This window comes from Rubeoparvulum massiliense (assembly GCF_001049895.1).
Taxonomy (GTDB): Bacteria; Bacillota; Bacilli; order Rubeoparvulales; family Rubeoparvulaceae; genus Rubeoparvulum; species Rubeoparvulum massiliense.
Genome location: NZ_CVPE01000004.1, coordinates 114322 through 134328 on the forward strand (window position 1 = coordinate 114322; position 20007 = coordinate 134328).

At 36.3% G+C, this 20007-nt stretch carries 17 protein-coding genes and 2 pseudogenes; 3 read left to right on the forward strand and 16 right to left on the reverse strand.

What is annotated here, in order from left to right:
- Positions 1-12: 12 nt before the first annotated feature.
- Positions 13-324 (reverse strand): hypothetical protein, encoded by a 312-nt coding sequence (locus BN1691_RS03180; protein ID WP_048600796.1) that lies wholly within the window; start codon positions 322-324, stop codon positions 13-15.
- A gap of 157 nt (positions 325-481) precedes the next feature.
- On the opposite strand from BN1691_RS03180, the pseudogene BN1691_RS03185 reads away from it, so the two are divergent.
- From BN1691_RS03185 to BN1691_RS03195, 3 genes and pseudogenes are all read left to right on the forward strand, one after another.
- Positions 482-883, forward strand: a pseudogene (locus BN1691_RS03185) (IS256 family transposase); the annotation flags it as partial.
- Between the two features lie 296 nt (positions 884-1179).
- Complete coding sequence (locus BN1691_RS03190) at positions 1180-1581, forward strand: hypothetical protein (protein ID WP_147545607.1); 402 nt, start codon at positions 1180-1182, stop codon at positions 1579-1581.
- Between the two features lie 678 nt (positions 1582-2259).
- Positions 2260-3060 carry an alpha/beta hydrolase gene (locus tag BN1691_RS03195; protein WP_048600798.1) on the forward strand — a complete coding sequence of 267 codons (801 nt, stop codon included), beginning with the start codon at positions 2260-2262 and terminating at the stop codon, positions 3058-3060.
- 337 nt (positions 3061-3397) lie between these two features.
- Here BN1691_RS03195 and BN1691_RS03200 read toward each other — a convergent pair whose 3' ends face one another.
- From BN1691_RS03200 to rlmD, 15 genes and pseudogenes are all read right to left on the reverse strand, one after another.
- Entirely contained in the window at positions 3398-5059 is a 1662-nt protein-coding gene (locus BN1691_RS03200) for a recombinase family protein (RefSeq protein ID WP_048600799.1), read from the reverse strand.
- A gap of 31 nt (positions 5060-5090) precedes the next feature.
- Positions 5091-6092: a virulence RhuM family protein gene (locus BN1691_RS03205; protein ID WP_048600800.1), complete on the reverse strand. Its 1002-nt coding sequence runs from the start codon at positions 6090-6092 to the stop codon at positions 5091-5093.
- Positions 6093-6202: 110 nt separating this feature from the next.
- Entirely contained in the window at positions 6203-6376 is a 174-nt protein-coding gene (locus tag BN1691_RS14495) for an SHOCT domain-containing protein (RefSeq protein WP_187116850.1), read from the reverse strand.
- 27 nt (positions 6377-6403) lie between these two features.
- A complete protein-coding gene (locus tag BN1691_RS03210; RefSeq protein WP_048600801.1) occupies positions 6404-6715 on the reverse strand; it encodes a plasmid mobilization protein in 312 nt (103 codons plus the stop codon).
- A gap of 175 nt (positions 6716-6890) precedes the next feature.
- Positions 6891-7295: a hypothetical protein gene (locus tag BN1691_RS03215; RefSeq protein ID WP_048600802.1), complete on the reverse strand. Its 405-nt coding sequence runs from the start codon at positions 7293-7295 to the stop codon at positions 6891-6893.
- A gap of 21 nt (positions 7296-7316) precedes the next feature.
- Positions 7317-7733, reverse strand: a complete 417-nt coding sequence (locus tag BN1691_RS14500; RefSeq protein ID WP_197082483.1) for a hypothetical protein — start codon at positions 7731-7733, stop codon at positions 7317-7319.
- Positions 7684-8330: pseudogene (locus BN1691_RS14925) on the reverse strand (AAA family ATPase). Before BN1691_RS14925 ends, BN1691_RS14500 begins: the two are co-directional and overlap by 50 nt.
- 127 nt (positions 8331-8457) lie before the next feature.
- Complete coding sequence (locus tag BN1691_RS03225) at positions 8458-9378, reverse strand: restriction endonuclease (RefSeq protein ID WP_048600803.1); 921 nt, start codon at positions 9376-9378, stop codon at positions 8458-8460.
- A 13-nt stretch (positions 9379-9391) separates the two neighbouring features.
- A complete protein-coding gene (locus tag BN1691_RS03230; protein ID WP_048600804.1) occupies positions 9392-12715 on the reverse strand; it encodes a DEAD/DEAH box helicase family protein in 3324 nt (1107 codons plus the stop codon).
- Between the two features lie 19 nt (positions 12716-12734).
- Positions 12735-13676 (reverse strand): hypothetical protein, encoded by a 942-nt coding sequence (locus tag BN1691_RS03235; protein ID WP_048600805.1) that lies wholly within the window; start codon positions 13674-13676, stop codon positions 12735-12737.
- Positions 13677-15215 carry an AAA family ATPase gene (locus BN1691_RS03240; RefSeq protein WP_048600806.1) on the reverse strand — a complete coding sequence of 513 codons (1539 nt, stop codon included), beginning with the start codon at positions 15213-15215 and terminating at the stop codon, positions 13677-13679.
- Positions 15216-15233: 18 nt separating this feature from the next.
- Complete coding sequence (locus BN1691_RS03245; RefSeq protein WP_053083695.1) at positions 15234-16346, reverse strand: restriction endonuclease subunit S; 1113 nt, start codon at positions 16344-16346, stop codon at positions 15234-15236.
- A 3-nt stretch (positions 16347-16349) separates the two neighbouring features.
- Complete coding sequence (locus BN1691_RS03250) at positions 16350-17813, reverse strand: type I restriction-modification system subunit M (RefSeq protein ID WP_048600807.1); 1464 nt, start codon at positions 17811-17813, stop codon at positions 16350-16352.
- 34 nt (positions 17814-17847) lie between these two features.
- Entirely contained in the window at positions 17848-18060 is a 213-nt protein-coding gene (locus BN1691_RS03255) for a helix-turn-helix domain-containing protein (RefSeq protein ID WP_048600808.1), read from the reverse strand.
- A gap of 266 nt (positions 18061-18326) precedes the next feature.
- Positions 18327-19880 carry a 23S rRNA (uracil(1939)-C(5))-methyltransferase RlmD gene (gene rlmD, locus BN1691_RS03260; RefSeq protein ID WP_082146980.1) on the reverse strand — a complete coding sequence of 518 codons (1554 nt, stop codon included), beginning with the start codon at positions 19878-19880 and terminating at the stop codon, positions 18327-18329.
- Positions 19881-20007 lie beyond the last annotated feature (127 nt).

Below are 20007 nucleotides of genomic sequence, written 5' to 3' on the forward strand. Positions count from 1 at the left end.
CGGGGATTCTTCTTATTTCACATACATCGCATTCACTTGTTCGTAATTCATATTGAGATCGTCCCAAACTTGTTCTCTTACAAAAGCGTGGATGCCTCGAGTAATTTCTTGATGATAGTTGATTGCTTCATTTTTTGCAAGCTTTCTCAATCGAACATTATCCATAACACTTGATTGAAGCAGGATACTCATTTCTGCTAACTTTATGGCAGCTTCTGAACGTGAAAGGTTAGAAATCCACATAATGCGATCTGCTCGGTCCGTAAGATTAACACTTTGAATATTTTCGTAGATGGATGGATATTTGCTAAAGTCATAGCCCATAGTGATTACCTCCTGATGACGTACAATAGTTTGTGTAAAGTACTTGAAAGCAAAAAAGAGGTAAGGTACCCTCAAGTTAACCGCAAAATCAACGAAGAGGAGATACTCTACCATGTCTACAAGTATAGAGCAAAACCCCTTTGAAAAGTAATTGGAAATGATGGTTCAAAACTTCGTAAAAGAGAAATTAGAAACGATCACGAGAGAAGAAATGAGTAGCTTCTTCACTTATGAACATCCCGAATTAAAAAATTATAAAAATGGTTTCTACACACGCCAGCTGGATACCAAATATGGGCGTATCGTGGACTTACAAGTACCTCGTGACCGCGACAACACCTTTCAGACCAGGCTATTTAGTCCCTATCAACGTCGTGAACAATGGCTCGGAGAAACGATCATCACCATGTATCAGAAAGGTATGAGTACACGAGAAATTGGTCATTTTATTGAGCGAATCTTAGGACAATCTTATTCAGCCACCACGATCAGTCACATTACGGATGTGGTTGTTGAAGATATGGAGATGTGGCTTCAGCGTCCTTTGAAGCAACGTTATGGCGAAAAAGTGCAAACTGAGAATTCTATTGACCCTAATAATATGAACAAATAGAATCATTGATCAAGATAAAATGGAACGTGACAGGTACCCTGCAAATTACACAAACTTATTGACACTACCACGCGAACGAATGGGTGGATTTTGAAGAGAGAAGGGATAATTATTATTAAGAAAAAAATCATTATGTTTTTTTGATCGGAATATGTTTACTTCTAATTTATTCTTATTTTGAAATGTATCAGACAAATTTACGGATTAATAATTATCTTGAAGAAGCAATCTGGTTAGATATTGTGAAAGTAATCTCTTTAATAGATACAAATAATGAGTTGCTAGAAGAAGGTATTACTCAACAAAAGCTAAGCTATGAACAACTTGGTGAATTAATTTATAATCATGAAGAAATTAACAGAATAGTAAATGATGTGTTTAAGAAGATAAGTGTTCTAAAGGCGATTGATATTAATCATAAGCAACTGCTTGGTTGGAAGGACACGAAAGATACTTATCTAGAAATTAGAAAACGGTTCAAAATAAGGGAGGAAACATTGATATTGAATAATAACACCAGTAAGGCACTATCCATAGCACAAGGTTATTATAATCAGTTCGAGGATATTTTAAACAATGTAATTAGTAAGTTTAATAATGGTATTGATGTATGGGCAAATGAATTAGGCAAACTATATCATTAATATTGTATGGGAAGATGTTTGATCATTTGTATGTGTTAATCAAACCAGACTATTTCATCATTTGCATCTGAGCACTGGGTAAATCCGTTGATGATTATCTCCAATATCATAGAACATGAGTATCTCACGATATAGGTTATACCAATGACGTCAACTATTCATTGCCAACCTCTTCTCTAGTAGGGGCGTCCAGAAGTCAGCTCTTTAGGGATGGAAACAAACGAACAGCAATACTTTCAGCAAATAAGATACTGATTGCAGATGGAAAAGTTATTTTGACAGTGCAAGAAAAAGATCTTCCAGAGTTCAATCGGCAACTATCCCATTTTTACGAAACGAACGATGATAGCAAGATCGTTCCATTTGTTTTTGACCATTGTATCTTTGGAATTGACTTCGATTAATGTTTCAACGTGATATGTTGTAAAATATTCTCATATATTATATAGTGAAGGTGAAGATAGCAAGTTATAAGTTGGATGGATTATTCGTATCCTAAAAATAACCGCAGGTGCTGGATACACCCACGGTCAATAGCTGATTCCCTTTAAGGGGGAACGGCGACATTCTAATTATTGTAAAGCTTTAAGAATAGTCACCTGGCGGGGTGGCTATTCGTCTTTTTTGGAGCGTATGGATAATAGCAGCATATAAACGATTTAAAAGGGGGGAATAACGATGCAAAAAAAAATCAATATAAATTTATATGGAAATAAGAAAAAATCACCTCTAATATTTCTACATGGATTAAATTGGACACATCTTATTTGGAACTCTGTAATTAAACAACTAAAAGATGACTATTTTATAGTAGCTATAGATCTACCTGGACACGGAAATAGTATGAGGTTACAAAATTATTCATTTAACAATATCGCTAATGTAATACACGAAACCATTTCTGATTTAAATTTAAAACAAAAATTAACTATTATAGGTAGTTCTATAGGTGCATCTATAGCACTAACTTTCGCTAGTATGTATGATATGGTAAAAACTACAATATTAGTTGATGGTGGCTTTTTTGCATTAAAAGAAGTCGAAGGACTAACATGGGAAGATATAAAAAATGACAGTTTCCCAAATGAAGTTTTAAAAAGCAAAGAATCTTTTGTAAATTATATGAAAAGTGATAATCCAACTTTATGGAACGAAAACATAGAACAAGCTGTACTTGATCAAGTTAAATGGTCTACTGAACATCAAACATATCAATTCAAAATATCAGATGATGACCAGATTCAATATATGAAAAATGAATGGAATCTTGATATAATAACATTACTAAAGAGTGTAAAATCTAAAGTTGTCTTATTAATTGCTGATAATAATTCAGATGATGTTTTTTTAAATTCCAAGATTGAAATTTTCCAAAAAAATTGTAAAAATTCTATAGTTTATCGTTTGCATAATACAGATCACTTAATTATGTTAGATTCTGAAAAAGAATTCATAAGAATAGTTAAAGAACAAATTTAAAAAATACAAAAGAGCATCATAAAAGAAATGAACTGCCCTCCGTCAAATAGACAGTGGAAAAAGCAAAAACCGATGAAACCAATCATTTTATGGGTGGTGATTAGAATCATTGATGATTTACTCATTGATCTAAGAATCAACAATCCTCTCTACACAACCTACCCTATAACAATATTGTCCACTCAACTATACGTCATTGATATGTTCTCTCTTGCCTGAAACACACATAAATCCGAGAGCTGGAATCATCGTCTGAGCAACTCCAACTCTCGGAAATCCTTTTTTTCTACACTTTTAAGCTACCTATTTTTCCACCTTTGACATCATTACCACACACTCAACATGTGTCGGGTGATAAGTGGGAATATAATTCTTTACCCATAGTAATTGTTGATTTTGGACCGGTTTTAAATACGAAAGTCAGTTGATAAGGATCTTTTTTTCCTTTATCATCAATACCACCGAGTATAATCTTCTCGACTATAGATTCAAAGACATCTGCATCGAACTTCTTAAGGGGCTTGTTGGCATCGAAGTACTTTCTAAAACTTTTAAGCCTTGTTTTCATTTCCTTTTCTTCACTAGCTGTTAAAGACAGTTCATTGGTTTCTTTGATCAGTCGTTCTTTGTCTTTATTGAGTTCTATAGATTTGTTATCATAATTTTCTCGGTCTATGGCGCCATCAATATGAAGATCAATTAGCTTTTTGATTTTATCTTCTACTAGGCTAAGCTCTTTGTTTAGAGCTGAAAGCTCTTTCTTACTAGTGCTTTCACTTAATGTACTTTCGATGGTTGATATAAACTCTTCTATGATCTCTCTGTTATGCTGGCACATTTCGTTAAAGACTTTAACAAAAGCTTCTTCAATAACAGCTTCATGAATGCCTTTACTATCTGGGCAGAACTTCTTACCATGTTTACTTGATTTTATACAGTGCCACACCACTTTTTTATTCTTGGTGCCTGAGTTCCATGCCCTTCTGCCAACAGTGGTTTCACAGAAGCCACACTCAATCTTACTGCTAAAGGTATACTGTCTGCTATAGCGTTTCAATCGTCCTTTTTCCATGTTGCAATTACGCTTGTTTCTAATAGATTGGGCTTTTTCAAAGGTTTCTTTACTAACGATAGGCTCATGATGGTCTTTGATATAATATTTTTCTTCTTCTCCCATATTATCCAGGCGCTGCTTGGTGATTGGATCAACTGTAAATGTCTTGCCTAGGAGTAAATCGCCCATGTATTTTTCATTCTTTAATATGCCTCTGATGGTGCTGTCAGGCCAATTAGTGCTACCTCTTTTAGTCTTATAACCTTTTTCTTTTAATTCATTTCCAATAAGACGGGCACCTTTGCCTTGATTATAAGAATCAAAGATAAATCGGACGACCCCAGCTTCTTCTTCATTGATGACCAGTTCTTGGGTTTCTTTATCATAGTCATAACCTAAACAACCTTGAAAACCAACTAGTTCTCCACGCTTCATTTTCATCTTTAGACCCATTTTTACATTGGTTGAAATACTTTCACTTTCCTGTTGGGCTATTGACGTTAAAACAGTCATAGCTACTTCACCTTGCATGGAGAAGGTATTAATATTTTCTTTTTCAAATAAAACTGCTACATTGTGCTTCTTTAACAGTCTGGTGTATTCCAGCACATCCTTTGTATTTCTACCGAACCTAGAGATGCTTTTGGTAATGACTAGGTCAAACTCTCCTGCCATGGCATCACGAATCATCTCTTGAAAGCCAAGGCGTTTATCAATATTGGTGCCACTTATACCGGCATCAGAATATATCTTTGCCAATTCCCATTTAGGGTTTTCTGCAATCTTTTGTTCATAATAAGCCACTTGAGAATCGTAACTTGCCATCTGTTCAGCCGAATCGGTGCTGACTCTGCAGTAAGGCGCAACTCTTATTTTGGAGAGTTCTTTCCCTGATGCACGGTCAAACTTATTCTTTTTAGGTTTTATAACTTCTACTTCTTTCATAACATCACTTCCTTTGAGCAACTAAAAAAGGTTACTTCTTATGTGTCCATTCATGTTCTTCTAAATACACATCAAAATCATCCTTTTCAGGTGTACTTAAACGTTTTTGATTAAACTTCTCATATTCTTTTTCAGCAAGTTCCTTAGCTACTTCATGGGAAATAGAACCTGCTCCAGTAAGTATGTCTCGCTCATTAAATTTTAGGAAGGCATTCAATTTTTCTTCCCAATCCTTCATATACATTGGATTACGCCTTTCTGCTTGATCTTCTGCATAATCTAGATACATGGTTACAATACGGTTGAGGGTTTTTATTTCTTTTTCCGTCAAATAATTCTTAGCTACTGTCACATCACCCTTACGCACTTTTTCACCCTTCCAAGTTGTAAGTCCCATATTGTCTTTTGAAGCATCGGCTCTTTGCTCAATGAGTTCTGCTGCTGTATGTCCATGAATAGCAAAATGAAGCTTGTTTTGCACCGTTGCAAAGAACTTTTTAGCTTCTTCTGATTTTCCATCATAATCTATAGATAAAGCATAGATATCCGTGATTTTCTTATAAAACCTTTTTTCTGAAGCTCTAATATCACGAATTCGTTCTAAAAGCTCATCAAAATAATCATCACCAATGTTACGCATACCCTTAAGACGTTCATCATCCATGGTAAAACCTTTGACTAAGTACTCATTTAATCTTTCTGTTGCCCAGCGTCTAAATTGTGTACCTCTGCTAGAGCGTACTCGGTAACCAACAGCAATGATTAACTCTAGGTTATAAAAACGTACTGTTCTCTCAACCTCTCTATTTCCCTCAGTTTGAACTATTCGGTTTTCCCGAATAGTTCGATTTTCTTCAAGTTCACCTTCAGCATAAATATTTTTTATATGCTCATTAATGGTATTAACACCTTTTTGATAAAGCTCAGCAATCGCCTTCTGTGTCATCCATACGGTTTCATTTTCAAGTCTTACATCTATTTTTGTTTTACCGTCTTCTGTCTGATATATAAGTAAATCATTATTGTGTTCCAATGTAACCCTCCTTCTCCATATGTAGCTTCAAATTCATCAGACACTGTCTGACGTTTTTAAGTGAACTATCCGGTAATTCCGGATAGTTCAACAATGTATGTTCCCAATTATCATTTTAATTTTATCATAGTTGATAATCGCGTGCCACATAAACCTCGTTTTATTTTGTATTTTCTTTCCAACTCAGCTTTGATCTTGATGAATTCTTTTTCTGAAATCATCTTTTCATCAAGCAGGCTGGAAAGCATGGCTAACTGTATTGTAAACTTCATTAAGTTCTCCATCTTACCCTCCTGCTTGAACTTTTAAATTTATTTGTATTTTTTAAGTACTGCCATTACTGCATCATAACTATCATCTAGTGACTTTCTAGTTTCCTTAAGATTGGGACTTGTAATCTTTCCTTGGTGACAGAGTACAGTCAGCTGATTCAAGTTATTACCAATCTTAGTTAATTGGGTATGGAAATTTCTAAAATCCTCAATAACAGTGATTCTTTTGTCACAAGCAGATTTAATAATATAGGTACTCATGTTTAATTTCACTCGATCTGCTTTTTTCTTAATCTGATTATATTCTTTTTCTGTCATTCGAATATTCACTTGCTTATCTCTTGTTCTCATTAGCATCTCCTTCCTTAGAAATGGGTGTGGGCATGCCCACGTTTATACACTTTGGCTATACAAAGTGGAAGCTTGCCCCTGTTAAAACAGGGTAAATAAATCCTCTGGCTTTTCCTACTATCCAGTAACTAACTAGACGCTTTTAGATTTATTTGGGATATTGAAGATGAAATCATTATAACTTGGTCAGCAAATAATGAACTGTGCTTTTGGACCATTTTTCACCGGTATATGCAGTCATTTTATCCGCAATTTCCTGATAGGATAATTGATTGCACTGATACATTTTAAGAAGTCTCATATGTTCACCAGATGCTCTTGATGTTCGTCCAAAATGATCTGGACGTGCCTTTAATTGGTCATTTTCATCAATCAATGATTCAATATTCTCTTCCAATATCCTCACTGCATCTTCAAGTTGTTTTATGGACTTTTCCTTGACTTGAAGCTTATGTTCAAGTACTTGAATCTCTTCCTTAGCTTCTTGCAATTCTGCTTTTACTTCTTCTGCACCAAATAATTTGCCTAACATTTCTTCATTTTCCTTCCAAGGGTGCAAGGGTGTAAAGCTTATAAGCATTTCCCCCTTGCACTCTTGATTTTATAACTGCCATTTCCAACCTTCTTTTGTTTTGATGGATTTCACTTCAAGATTCTTATTAGCTGTTTTCAGCGTTCTTTGAGAAATCTGCTTCTCTTTTGCCCTTTCTACAACATAATCACTGGCTTTTGCTCCATCATCAAGAACTTCTTTAATCAGCTTTTCTGCTCGCTTTAGAACACTTTCAGTTGAACTACCACCAAGCAATTCATCCAGATCAATGTCATATTCTCCTATCCACGCAAAACCATTTTCTTCATCCAACTTAAAGGCAACTTTCTTACCTTCAGGTGCTAAGCTTGATTTGATCTGAGCCATTACTCGAATAGATGGGTCTGCTCTTACACGCCCTACTAAGAGAACACTTCTAGCAGCAGCTGTAATATCCGAGTCCTCGATAAAGCCCTTTGGTACCACCAGCTTTATTCATATGACCAATAATGACGATGGCACAACCTGTCCTCTCTGCAACACAAGAAAGATTTTTGAAAATGGGTCTGATTTCATTTGCCCTATGCATATCTACACCAGAACCTAAATAAGCCTGTAAGGGATCAATTATGAGCAGCTGGGCATTCGTCTCAATAATGGCTTCTTCAATCCTCTTATCTGATAAAGTCAACTCCTTACGACTTTCATCAATAACAATTACTTTGGTACAATCAGCACCTGCTGCCAATAATCTTGGTTTAATGGTGTCACTTAACCCATCTTCTGCTGTCTGATAAATAACATTTCTACATTCTAACGCCTCCTCACTTAAAGGCAATACATCACTAGTCGTCATTGCTGATGCAATTGCAAAATCATGGTAGTCTTACCCTCTCCTGGATCACCTTGAATAATGGTGATTTTCCCAATGGGGATATAGGGCTTCCATAACCATTTCACTTCTGTTACTTCAACATCACTCATGTTGATAAGTTTTAGTTCATTTTCATGTTCCAATTTGTTTACCTCCTTTTTTGTCCCTATAGTTATAAGCCGATTTTTCGAGGGGTCTGGTCTATTCATTTTTGCATTTTAAGTTTCCCCCTCATTTATTAGCCGAAAAAACGGTAGGGGTGGGCGAAAAAAGTATAAAAAGCCCCCCTATCTATAAGCCGAAAATAGATAGGGGGGGGCCGATATTTATTTGTTTTTATTCTCCGTTAAAATAATCGGTGTCAATTTTTTTAATCAAATAGGTGTTTTCTACTGAAACACCAAGATCGTGTTCAACCATAAGGGCTGCCAAAGATTTACCGTCAATTAAAACAATTTTACAGGCATGTTGTTTACTAACATATTCTTTGGCTTCCTTGGTAAAACTTGCTGTTGTTATGAAAGCGCCTTTTGATGCACCTTGTCCGGTTAGTGCACCAACAAACTTTTGAAGTTCAGGTCTTCCAACTGTTTTTTCAGTATCCCAGCGCTTCGCTTGTATATAAATCTTGTCAAAACCTAATTTATCTTCTTTAATGACGCCGTCAATACCTTCATCGCCAGATTTTCCAAGAACTTGGCTGTTTTCAATCTTACTGCCACCATAACCCATAGAAACCAACAAATCCACCACTAACTTTTCAAAAAAGTCCGGTGATTGGTTCATAACTTCAGTAAGCAAATCATCTGCCAGGGTGTTTGATATAGTCTTATAGGCTCTGTCTAGCAAGTCTTGTGGCGACTCGTCACTACCGATATCAGAAATATCATCGTCAAGAAGTGTATTATCTGAAGTACTGTTTATAAATTCTTGAAAACCTTCAAACTTCTTGAGATAATTTTGATCTACAACCTCTGGATTCTCAGTCAAGACTTTATGTCCAAGTTCAGTAATTCTAAAACTGGCTCTAGCAGGTGATTCAATCACTTTAGCTTTTTTTAGATAAGTCAGCGCCCAGCCAATTCTGTTTTTATAAACCAATTGTTTACCACTTGGCAGCCACTCTTCAAGTTCTTGCTCAGTTAATTGATACTGCATTGCTAAAACCTTATACATGTCCACACGCTTATGAACTTGATTATCTTTCAATAATTCCAATACGGGTTTCATAAATTCATGATATTTTGGTATTGCCACCGAATCACCTCCTCTAAACACTCAATCTTCCATTAATCTGATCAATTGCCCCAATAATACGCTTTGCCACATCGAGTTTACCGTCGAATAAATGCATAACATTGCCACGCTTGTTAAATGGATGTTCATTGAGTACGCTTTTGTCTAAGCTACCGTTCTTAATCATATAATTGACCACTAGCTTCACAAACTCCATCTGATTGATATTAAGGCTTTCATCGGATAAAAACTCTGAAAACACTTCATTGGCCGCTTGTGGGTCTAAGCCTACAATTTTACTCACCAGTTTGAGCAATGGCTCGTCACCAAACTCTTTTTCATAGTCTTCTCTTGTACCGAGTTCCTGCCAAAGTATCTTTTCAAAATACTTAATATCATCTTCTGTTAAAGGTTTATTATTTCTAAGTTTATAGATCACCATGTCATTCTGGTGGTCCATTAAGTACTTATTGACCTTTTTACGATAGCTCTGCATGTCATTGACTGAATATTCACCAGGGCTTTCTTTTGTTTCCATAATTTCATCAGTAAAATTAGTATAGTAAATTTCGCCCGACTTGCTATCTAGGTATTTGATTAAGTCCCTCAACGCTTCACGGACTTCTTCATGGTCAAAAATATCTGCTGCTTCCCAATATTCATTGGTCTGAACTTTATAGATCAGTTCTTCTTGCTGTTTGACCTTCTCAATGGTGCCTTTGAATGTGAGTTTTTCTGCTGTACTTACAACACGATTCTTAGGCTTTGAAGCTGGTACGCGCTTAATATCAGCATACTCGATGGTATACATTAAATAATCAAATCGCTTGGCTAATTCGTCATCATCGATGGCTGGTACAAGTGGCGCAATGTGTTCTTCAATATCTCTTACATCAGCATCAGATAGACTTTCAAATCCGCTTTCTTGATTGAACTTATGAATGATTTGAAGTTTCATTCTTGCATTGAACTTACTCTCATCAATGCTCTTTATTTCCTTCAAAACACCTTCAATCAGAGCATTTCTATGCTCAATGTATTCTTCAGTCTGATAATCCATGATTTGCAGCTCTTTTATGATGCCAATACGGATATTGAAAAGATTTTCTGTGAGTGACTTCATCATCTTGGCTTCTTTACCGTTTTTATTGGTTCTAAAGAACTCAAAGTTACCACAGTAGTCAAAGATTCTAAAGCCTTCTTTATCCAATCCCACACCATATAAATCTTCACATAATCTAGTGCCACGGCCAATCATCTGCCAAAACTTAGTTTTTGAACGCACCTTTTTGAAGAAAACAAGATTTAGTATCTCAGGAATATCAATACCAGTATCCAACATATCCACAGATACAGCTATTTGCGGCAGCTTTGTTTTTACTTCAAAGTCATCCATAGTACTTTCTACATAATTGATACCCGTATAAACAAGTTTAGCAAAGTTACCATGGTATTCAGGGTAAAGGCTATTAAAGCGTTTTACGATAAAGTCTGCATGTTTTTTATTCTTGGCAAAGATAATGGTTTTGCCCAGCTTGTCGCCACCTTCAACTTTTAATCCTTTTTTCATCAGTTCTTGAAGGACTGTATCAATGGTGTTGTCATTAAACAGGAATGAATTCAATGCTTCCCCACTGATGTCTTTTACATCATCATCAAAGGTTTCTTCAAACTGTTCTTTTTCTTCATCTGTCAGGTCATCATAATGAATGCCTTCTTCAAGGAATTTCATCTTAGTTTCTATGGTATGATAAGGCACCAAATAGCCATCTTCAATAGCTTCACCTAACTCATATGCATAAGTAGGTACATTATTTTCAAGTTCAAAAATGGTATAGGTGTTCTTATCAAGGTCATTTTTAGGTGTTGCTGTAAGTCCTAATAAAATGGCATCAAAGTAATTGAAAATATCCTGATATTTTTTATAAATACTTCGGTGACTTTCATCAATAATAATCAGGTCGAAGTGTCCACTAGTAAAAAGCTTTTCACTTCGTTTGTTTTTTACATCATCAATGGCATTCATCATTGTTGGATAAGTTGAAAACACCATCCTACTTTCTGGGTTGTCCTTACTGTCTAATAGGTTACAAAGAGACAGTTCCGGTAACAGTGCCTTAAAATTCTTCTTTGCCTGTTTTACTAATGCTGTACGGTCAGCAAGGAAAAGAATATTTTTAACCCAACCTCTTTTAATCAATACATCTACTGTTGATATGGCGGTCCTTGTCTTTCCTGAACCTGTTGCCATAACAAGTAGAGCCTTACGATTGCCTTTTTCAAGGGTATCACACACCGCTGTAATAGCCATCTTTTGATAGTGACGATTGGTGATATCATCGTTTATTATAGGGTCTTTCAAAGATGATTTGTTTTCTCGTTTAAAGTGTAGCCACTCCAGTTCTTCTTTCGTATAAATACCTGATACTAAGCGCTCTGGATAGCTGGCATCATCCCATAAATAATATTCAAAACCGTTCGTGTAGAAAATTGCCGGTCTAACCTTGTACTGTTTTTCTAGGCAATCTGCATAACGCTGCGCTTGTATCTGACCTACACGTGGATTTACACTGGTTTTCTTGGCTTCAATAACTGCCAGTGGTTTGCCATTATCACCAAAAAGGACATAGTCTACATAACCTAGACCTGCTTGATTAGGCATACCTTCCACTTCAACTTCCTCTAGACAATCCTTGCCGATAATCCAGCCGTTAAGCTCAATTTCTAAATCAATATACATCTTCCTTGTCTTGAATTCAGAAATCTCATCAACTTTAAACTCACGGTTTTTCTTATTATCAATACGCTTGGCTGCATTAGTACGCCTTAGTTCTTCATTTTCCTTGATAATCTCTTCAAGTTTACGGTCTTTAGCACCCAATCGGTCATAAAGGTCTTTTAGCTCATCTCTTGTCTTTTTCTCTTTTTCATTATCTCCAAGTAAGCTTTCATCGAAGGCAATCTCTTCATAAACATCTGAATAACAATAATCAATCCACGAAATAAATTCAAATAGATTGTGAAGGGCAAGCACTGCCTGCTCTCTTGTAATAGGTGCAGCCGAATGGACTGCTTTATTGCCGATTTGTTGAATATACTTAATCATTGGGAAGAGTTTCGTATCAATAATCCCTTTAAACCGATAATCATGAATCAAAGATGCTAGATTATCCTGATAAGGTGCTTCAAGTTCATGGTCATAAGAAAAGACCCACTTAACAGCCAATTCCAAGGCTCTACGTGCAAGAATCGCTGTACTGGCATAGGAAACCACCAAGCTCTTTTCAGCTTCGATACAGGCGTATGTAAAGTCCTTATATTTTTCTTCTTTTTTCAGGAAATCAAAGTTGTAGCACATGGTATTCCCCCTTTTATAACTATAATGCTTCTAAAGTCGCTTTCTTTATAAATTTATGATCTTGCATTTTATTTGATTTACATCTTTCTATTTCAGCATTTTTTGCTGTTTCTAAATCAATATTGTAAATACCAACAGCTTCAGAAACATTTGACATCCATCCACTAAGATTTACTTCAGCAAAATTTCTTATCCGATCTTTAATTCCAAACACTTCATTCCAAGTCTCTATCTCACCTTGAAAACGCTGGCTATTTATTTCAAGATTTTCAATAACACCAGTTCGAATAGTAAAAACAGGCTCACAGTCATTATCGTCTCTCGTAAATGGATAAAACACTTTACCATAATCTCTAGGATTCTTATCACCTTTATATGTAGAATTACACGTATGACAAATAGGAAAAAGATTTTTCCTCAGTAATGAAACGAATGGATATTTTGATCGTGGTAGATAATGATCAAAAGCCTCTCGAAATTGGTCTTTTGACGTTAGCATAGGTTCTATTCCACAAAATGGACAAACATATTCTATTGATTCATCATAAAACTTTTCATAATAATTTTTGAGAGTTCCTACTTCTTCAACAAGACCCTTTAGTTTCAATAAATTATCATATAAATAGTCCTGTATTGTTTTTAAAGCCCTTATACATTGTACAAAATCTTCGCTTGATCCACTAAGTAAACCCTCATAAGAAATCGGATCAATGGTCATATTACATATATTTTCAACTTGAATATTCTTTCTGAAGGCATCCGCTAACTTATCTTTTTCCACTTGCTGACTTAACTCAAACTTACCTTTAAACTCTTCAAAATCACTTTTGAGTTTGATCTCATTCATCCAGCTTGGATACTTAAACACTACAGATGAGAAAATATTAACGAATACACTATTTATTTGGTTTATAAGACTCTCTAATTTTTCATTTTCAAATTCATTATAAAAGTACCACATTTACATCATCCTCTTTTGAATCTCAATGATCAGCATCAAGCGTTCTGATGAATCGCCTAGCACATTTTCAATTTCATGCTTAAGTTCCTCTAAGTCTTGATGACTAGTAGTTTGATTAATTTTGTTCCTAAATATATTGATTTCCTGTTTAGCCAATTCTGCCACAGTGTTTCTCTTGTCAAATAAATTTGCACTTATCATATTTGGATTAGCTCCAAAAGTCTCAATTTGCAATCCACTTTGCACGCCTCTCTTCATGCTAACAACACTTGTTTTTCTTAAATCTGTTATTACTTCCGGATTATGTGATGAAAATACAACTTGTGACATTGGATTAAGCATTGATTTTACTTTTGAGACAAACAAAGACTTCCAACTTGGATTAAAATGTGTCTCTGGCTCATCTAATAAAAATAAAATGTTACTTCCGTAAAAGATACTGAGTATGCTAATCAGTTGTAGCACTTGGTACTCTCCATCAGAAAAATTTCTCAATTCCAGTTCAGAGCCGTTTTCAGTTTTGAAGGTCATTTCAAGTAGTTCAAACACTCTATGATTTGCAATATTCCAATCGACTAAAGATTTCTTGCTTTTTTCATTCCCGTATATGATTCTGTTTAGAGTCCTTTTCTTAATTTTATAAATATTGTAGTCATAAAGCCTTTGCAGTCCTTCAAAAAAGGCTAATAAGGACATTTGTTCCCGGTCTCTATTCTCTGGTGCATGAAACTCATAATACTCAAATCCGTTTTCATTTACATGAACTGTATTTGCATAGCTCATAATTTCATTTAATAGATATGAAGCCTTCTCATCGAAGTAAATATCCTCATCATATATATCTTTCTTATCCAATCTTATCTTAAAGGAAGTCACTAATGCCTTTTCAAAAAATTCTGATAGAATTCCTTGATATTCAGACTCAAACATAAATGAAGTAAGGATAGCCAATTTACTTATCGTATCATCAAAATAGTAAAACAATTCATTGTAGCGATCAAGAATACCCTTATTGATAACCTCGCCGTAATTATTCTTCTTAATCTTCTGACTGTCCTTTTCTGCCAAAGAGTAAAGCTTATAGTTAATGATTTCATCACTAATTCCTTCATTATGACCAGATGAGTAAACCACAATCTTTCTGGGAAAGAATACGTAATATATGTTAATGTTTTTTATTTCAAATTCATCTCTCCCATTTGAAATTATCATTTTGAAATGCTGTGATTGATTTTCTAACTTAATTAACACATAATCAGTAGCTTCCCATTGCCCACCTATTCCTACTAAAACGCTTTCAATCATATGATCTTTCTGCAATGAATAAATAGCTTCATAGCTTATATCACTTGAGTAATTCTTCTGAGTTATTTGGTTACTAGCATCAACAAATATTTTGGATATCAGTTCAAGTAGAATTGATTTGCCACTGCCATTTATGCCAACTATTCCAAGGGTGGAGTCATCGCCAAAAACAAATTCTTGATTCTGCTTGAAAAGCTTATAATCACTCAGCATTTTTATTTTTATTAGTCTCATCACTCCACCCCGTTTCAATTAAAATAATTTTCCAACGAATGCCTTTTGCATAATTGAAGAATAGCTATCTTCATAATCTCTGATTGATTCACTAAGTTTTTTTCTTTCTTTTTCTATTTTAGATACAATAGCTGCGAAATCGTTCTGTAAATCTATTGGTGGCAGATTTATTCTTATCTTCTTTAGCTCTTCAGCATTAATATTAGCCATCCCAACAATACTTTTTGCCATATTTAATAAAGTAGCCTTGCCATGTTTAGAATTCAAGTATGCAGAAATATACTCTGTATTCCCTCTTGTGTTTGTTATAAGTTTGACCAAGTATCCTGCATAAGCCATTGGTTTATTTTCTCTATATACAGCTGCCTTACCAACAAGCTCTTTGCTATTAGTCCTGTTAAATAGCATTTCTCCTTCATTAACCAAATATTTTTCTAACTCTTTCTCATTTAAATCTACATATTTTAAACTTGAAAAATCCCATCCCCCAGTATAAGTAATATTATTCATTCTTAACACAGGATACTCACCGTCAGTTTCATGTGCTTTTTTGCTTGTGCCATATTGTGTTTTCGATGTTAAATCATTAATAGTCCCAGTTTCCCACCCCTTCGAATTTGTCACAGGATCACCAAACATTTCATAAAACACCGACTGAATCAACTCATCCATCAGCCTAATTTGCTCTTTTCGTGCATCAATAAGCCCCTGAGCCTTGTCCAATACTTCAACGATTTTCTTTTGGATTTCGAGGGGTGGTAACGGAATTTGAGCATCTGTAAGAGCACCCAATTTAATATACTTGATTACTCCACCAATCGAATTATTTCTAAGGATGTCAATGTACTTATTCATGAAGTAGTACAAAAATCTTACATCAAGTACTGTCTTATCATTTGACTCAACTATATAAGTCCTCTGATAGGCATTAAACTTTCCTTCATAATATTTAACATTTAAATCGCCATTCCCAGCAATTAATACACATTCACAATCATATGCAAAATTATCAATCCAAAGATTGTTCACTGAGCATGTAAAGAATGGATACTCTCCATTCTCGCTACTAGCATTAGCATCTAATTTCCCTGTTTTGATCTTTACATAATCACCTAGACGTTTTAGCTCCATATTTTACACCATCCTCTCAATGTCATTAAGACCATCAAGAATCTGCTGTTCTAACTCTTTGATTCTTTGAATAATAATCTTTGGTGCTTCATACTCCACTTCGTCATATTCAATTTCTTTATATCTATTGATAGATAAGTCATAATCATACTTTACAATTTCCTCTTTAAGAACATAGAATGACTTCTCCGTACGCTTTCTATCCTTTTCATTTTCAAGGTTATGGTAACGGCTGATAATATCAGGAATGTCGTTAGCATCCACTGGTTGACGCTTATCATCAAGGGATAAGCCATCTGCCTGCATATCATAAAACCAGACTTTATCTGTACCGCCTGCATCAGTCTTCGTGAAAATCATAATAGCAGTTGAAACCCCAGCGTAAGGCTTGAACACGCCACTAGGCATGGAGATAATTGCTTGAAGCTGATGATTTTCAACAATTTCTTTACGAATGGATTTATGGGCATTAGAGCTACCGAATAATACGCCATCTGGTACGATAGATGCACATCTGCCGCCTTTTTTAAGAATTCTTAAGAAAAGGGCTAAGAATAAAAGCTCTGTCTTCTTAGTTTTTGTCACTTTCAATAGGTCTGCCGATACACTGTCATAGTCAAGCGATCCTTTAAAAGGTGGATTTGCTAGGACAAGTGTGTATTTTTCTCTATCTTTATTGCTTTCTGATAATGAATCCCTATATTCAATATTTGGTCTATCAACACCATGAAGCATCATGTTCATAGCACCGATACGAAGCATAGTTCTGTCCATGTCATTACCGAAGAACATGTCATTGTGATAATGGTCCTTCAGTTCTTTAATGGTGAACATATCCTCATTATTTCGTTTTAGATACTCCCCTGCTTCAACAAGGAATCCTGCTGAACCGGCTGCAGGGTCAACAATAATATCCGTAGGTGTTGGCTGCATCAAATCCACCATCATTTTGATGATGTGTCTAGGTGTTCTAAACTGTCCATTTGTTCCTGCTGTTGCTACCTTAGAAAGCAAATACTCGTATAAATCCCCTTTGGTATCATCTGTTGTATTGCCTTCTTTAACAGGTAGTCCGTCAATATTTGTAACAATCTTTTCTAACATCTGTGGTGTTGGAATCATAAAGATGGCATCATCCATGTATTTGGTAAAAGCTGAATCCTTATCACCATGCATAGTCTTGATAAATGGAAACACTTTTTTTGAAACTGTTTCATACATGTCAGAAGCACTCATTTGCTTGAATTTATGCCATCTTAGGTTTTGCTGATCATCATTAAATATTTTATTAAAGTCTGTACCTACAAACTCCGCCAGCTTTTCTTCTTCCTTTTGCTTGTCATCAAGTCCTTTTATAAATAAAAGGTAGGTAAACTGCTCAATAACAGACAGCGGATTGGTAATCCCACCGGTCCAAAATATCTCCCATATTTTATCTACCTTACTTCTTAACTCACCTGTAATCATTATTATAACCCTCCCATATTTTCATCTATTTAGTTTAATAATCCAGTAAATGCTTAATCAATACTTCATCCAATCCTTTTTCTTTGCAAAAATCATAAAGTGATTTCTTTGCAAGCATATTGGGGCTGTTCTTTCCATTTTCCCACCGATTCACCGTGGCAAAGCTGACATGAAGCTCTCTAGCCAGCTGTTCCTGACTCATATTCAGTTTTGTTCTAATCTCTTTTACTGTTTGGGCAAAATCCATTCCATACACCTCCAGCACGTCACTTTATATTATAACAAATGTTATAATATATGCCCACCTTAATTTGGAAATAATTTCAAAGAAAAATCCACCGATATTATACCAGTGGATTCAAATTTAGTATTTAGTTTCTTATATCCCTACATTTCACATCCAAAAGCCAAGTCTTACGATAATTTCATCTTTCAGTTCTTTATTACGATAATTTGCAATATTCATCTTAAAGGTGAAAAGCTTGGTTTTTAGCGGTATATAGGCAAATATGATTAGTCTTTTTTGTATAGTGCTACTATAGTCTCAACATGGCTCGTCATCGGAAACATATCCACCGGCTGCACCTCGGCCACTTCATATCCGCCTGCTACCAGCTCTGCCACATTCTTTGCGAGGGTAGAAGGATTACAGGAGACGTAGACCATGCGCTGCGGTTGGACTTTTAGGATCGTGCGGATCAGACTGGAATCGAGTCCTGTCCGTGGAGGGTCTACGACGAGTACATCGGGAATGAAGCCCTCTTCCACCCAGGCAGGGAGGACCTCTTCAGCTTTGCCTGTTAGAAACTGTACGTTTTTGATCCCATTCCGCTCTGCATTGGCCCAGGCATCTTCAATGGCCTCTGGGGTAATATCCATTCCTCGTACCTCAGCAGCATCTTGGGCTAGCCAGAGAGCAATGGTGCCAGAGCCACAGTAGGCATCCACGACGTTTTCCGTTCCTGTTAATTGTGCTTGGCGCTTCACCTCATGGTAGAGGTGCACGGTTTGCTGTGGATTCAACTGGAAAAAGGAACGTGGAGAGAGGGCATAGCTCAGTTCGCCTAGTCGCTCTTCTATCTGCTCTTGACCCCAGAGAATACGCGTATCATTCCCGAAGACGAGGGAAGTCTTGATGGGATTGATATTTTGGGCAATGGTGACTAACTCTGGGAGCTGGAAGCGCAGCTCTAACACCAATTCCTTGAGTCGTGGAAGATTGTCGGTGGCGGTTACCAATGTTAGCTGCGCTTGATTCGTGGCAAAGGCGTAGCGGGCTACAATGGTTCGGATCACACCAGTATCCTTCCGTTCATCATAGGGAGGCACCTTGAAATCTGCCAATAGCTTCTTCGTCACATTCAAGATGTGGTTCAGCTTCGGATGATGAACCTGACAAGATGACATCTCCACCAGGTTATGGCTCCCCATTTCGTAGAGACCTGTGAGTAGCTCGCCCTTGGCACCTCGTCCTACCTGAACCTGTATTTTATTACGATAGCCCCAGGGATTCTCCATTCCCATGGTAGGCTTCACTTCGACATGGAGATTTGGAACATATTTTTGAAAGGAGTCGATAACGATCTGCCGTTTTGCCTCCAATTGGCCTGCATAATCAAGATGCTGAAGCTGGCAGCCTCCGCATGCTTCATACTGTTCGCATGGAGGGGTAAGGCGCTGTGATGATGGGTTTTTAATACTGACCAGCTTACCCCGGGCAAACCTCTCATTCTCATCGATAACCATCACCATCACTTCTTCCTGGGGAAGTGCACCCGGTACGAAGATGATCTTCTTCTGGTAGTAACCAATTCCCTCCCCATTGATCCCGATGCTTTTAATGGTAATGGGAAGGTATTTCCCGACGATGGATTCCCGTTTGGAATACCGCTTCGAACCTTGACCATGCCGCTGTTTCTGTTCTCTTGGTTCTCTTGATTCTCTTGGCTCTCTCTTATCCCTGGTCTCTTTGCTATCTCTTGGGCCTCTTGACTTTCTTGGTCCACTTGTTGGTCTTGATTGATTTGATTTTCTACCCTGTCCTCGACCTGTTCCTGCTGGAGTCATCTTCCTTAATCCCCCTGTGATGATATTTTACGATCTATTTTATATGGTCTCATGGTACGGATTGATTTAGTCACTTGTTTCCTCATTGCACCTCGAAGCCACTTAGGTACACGCATTAAGTATACGC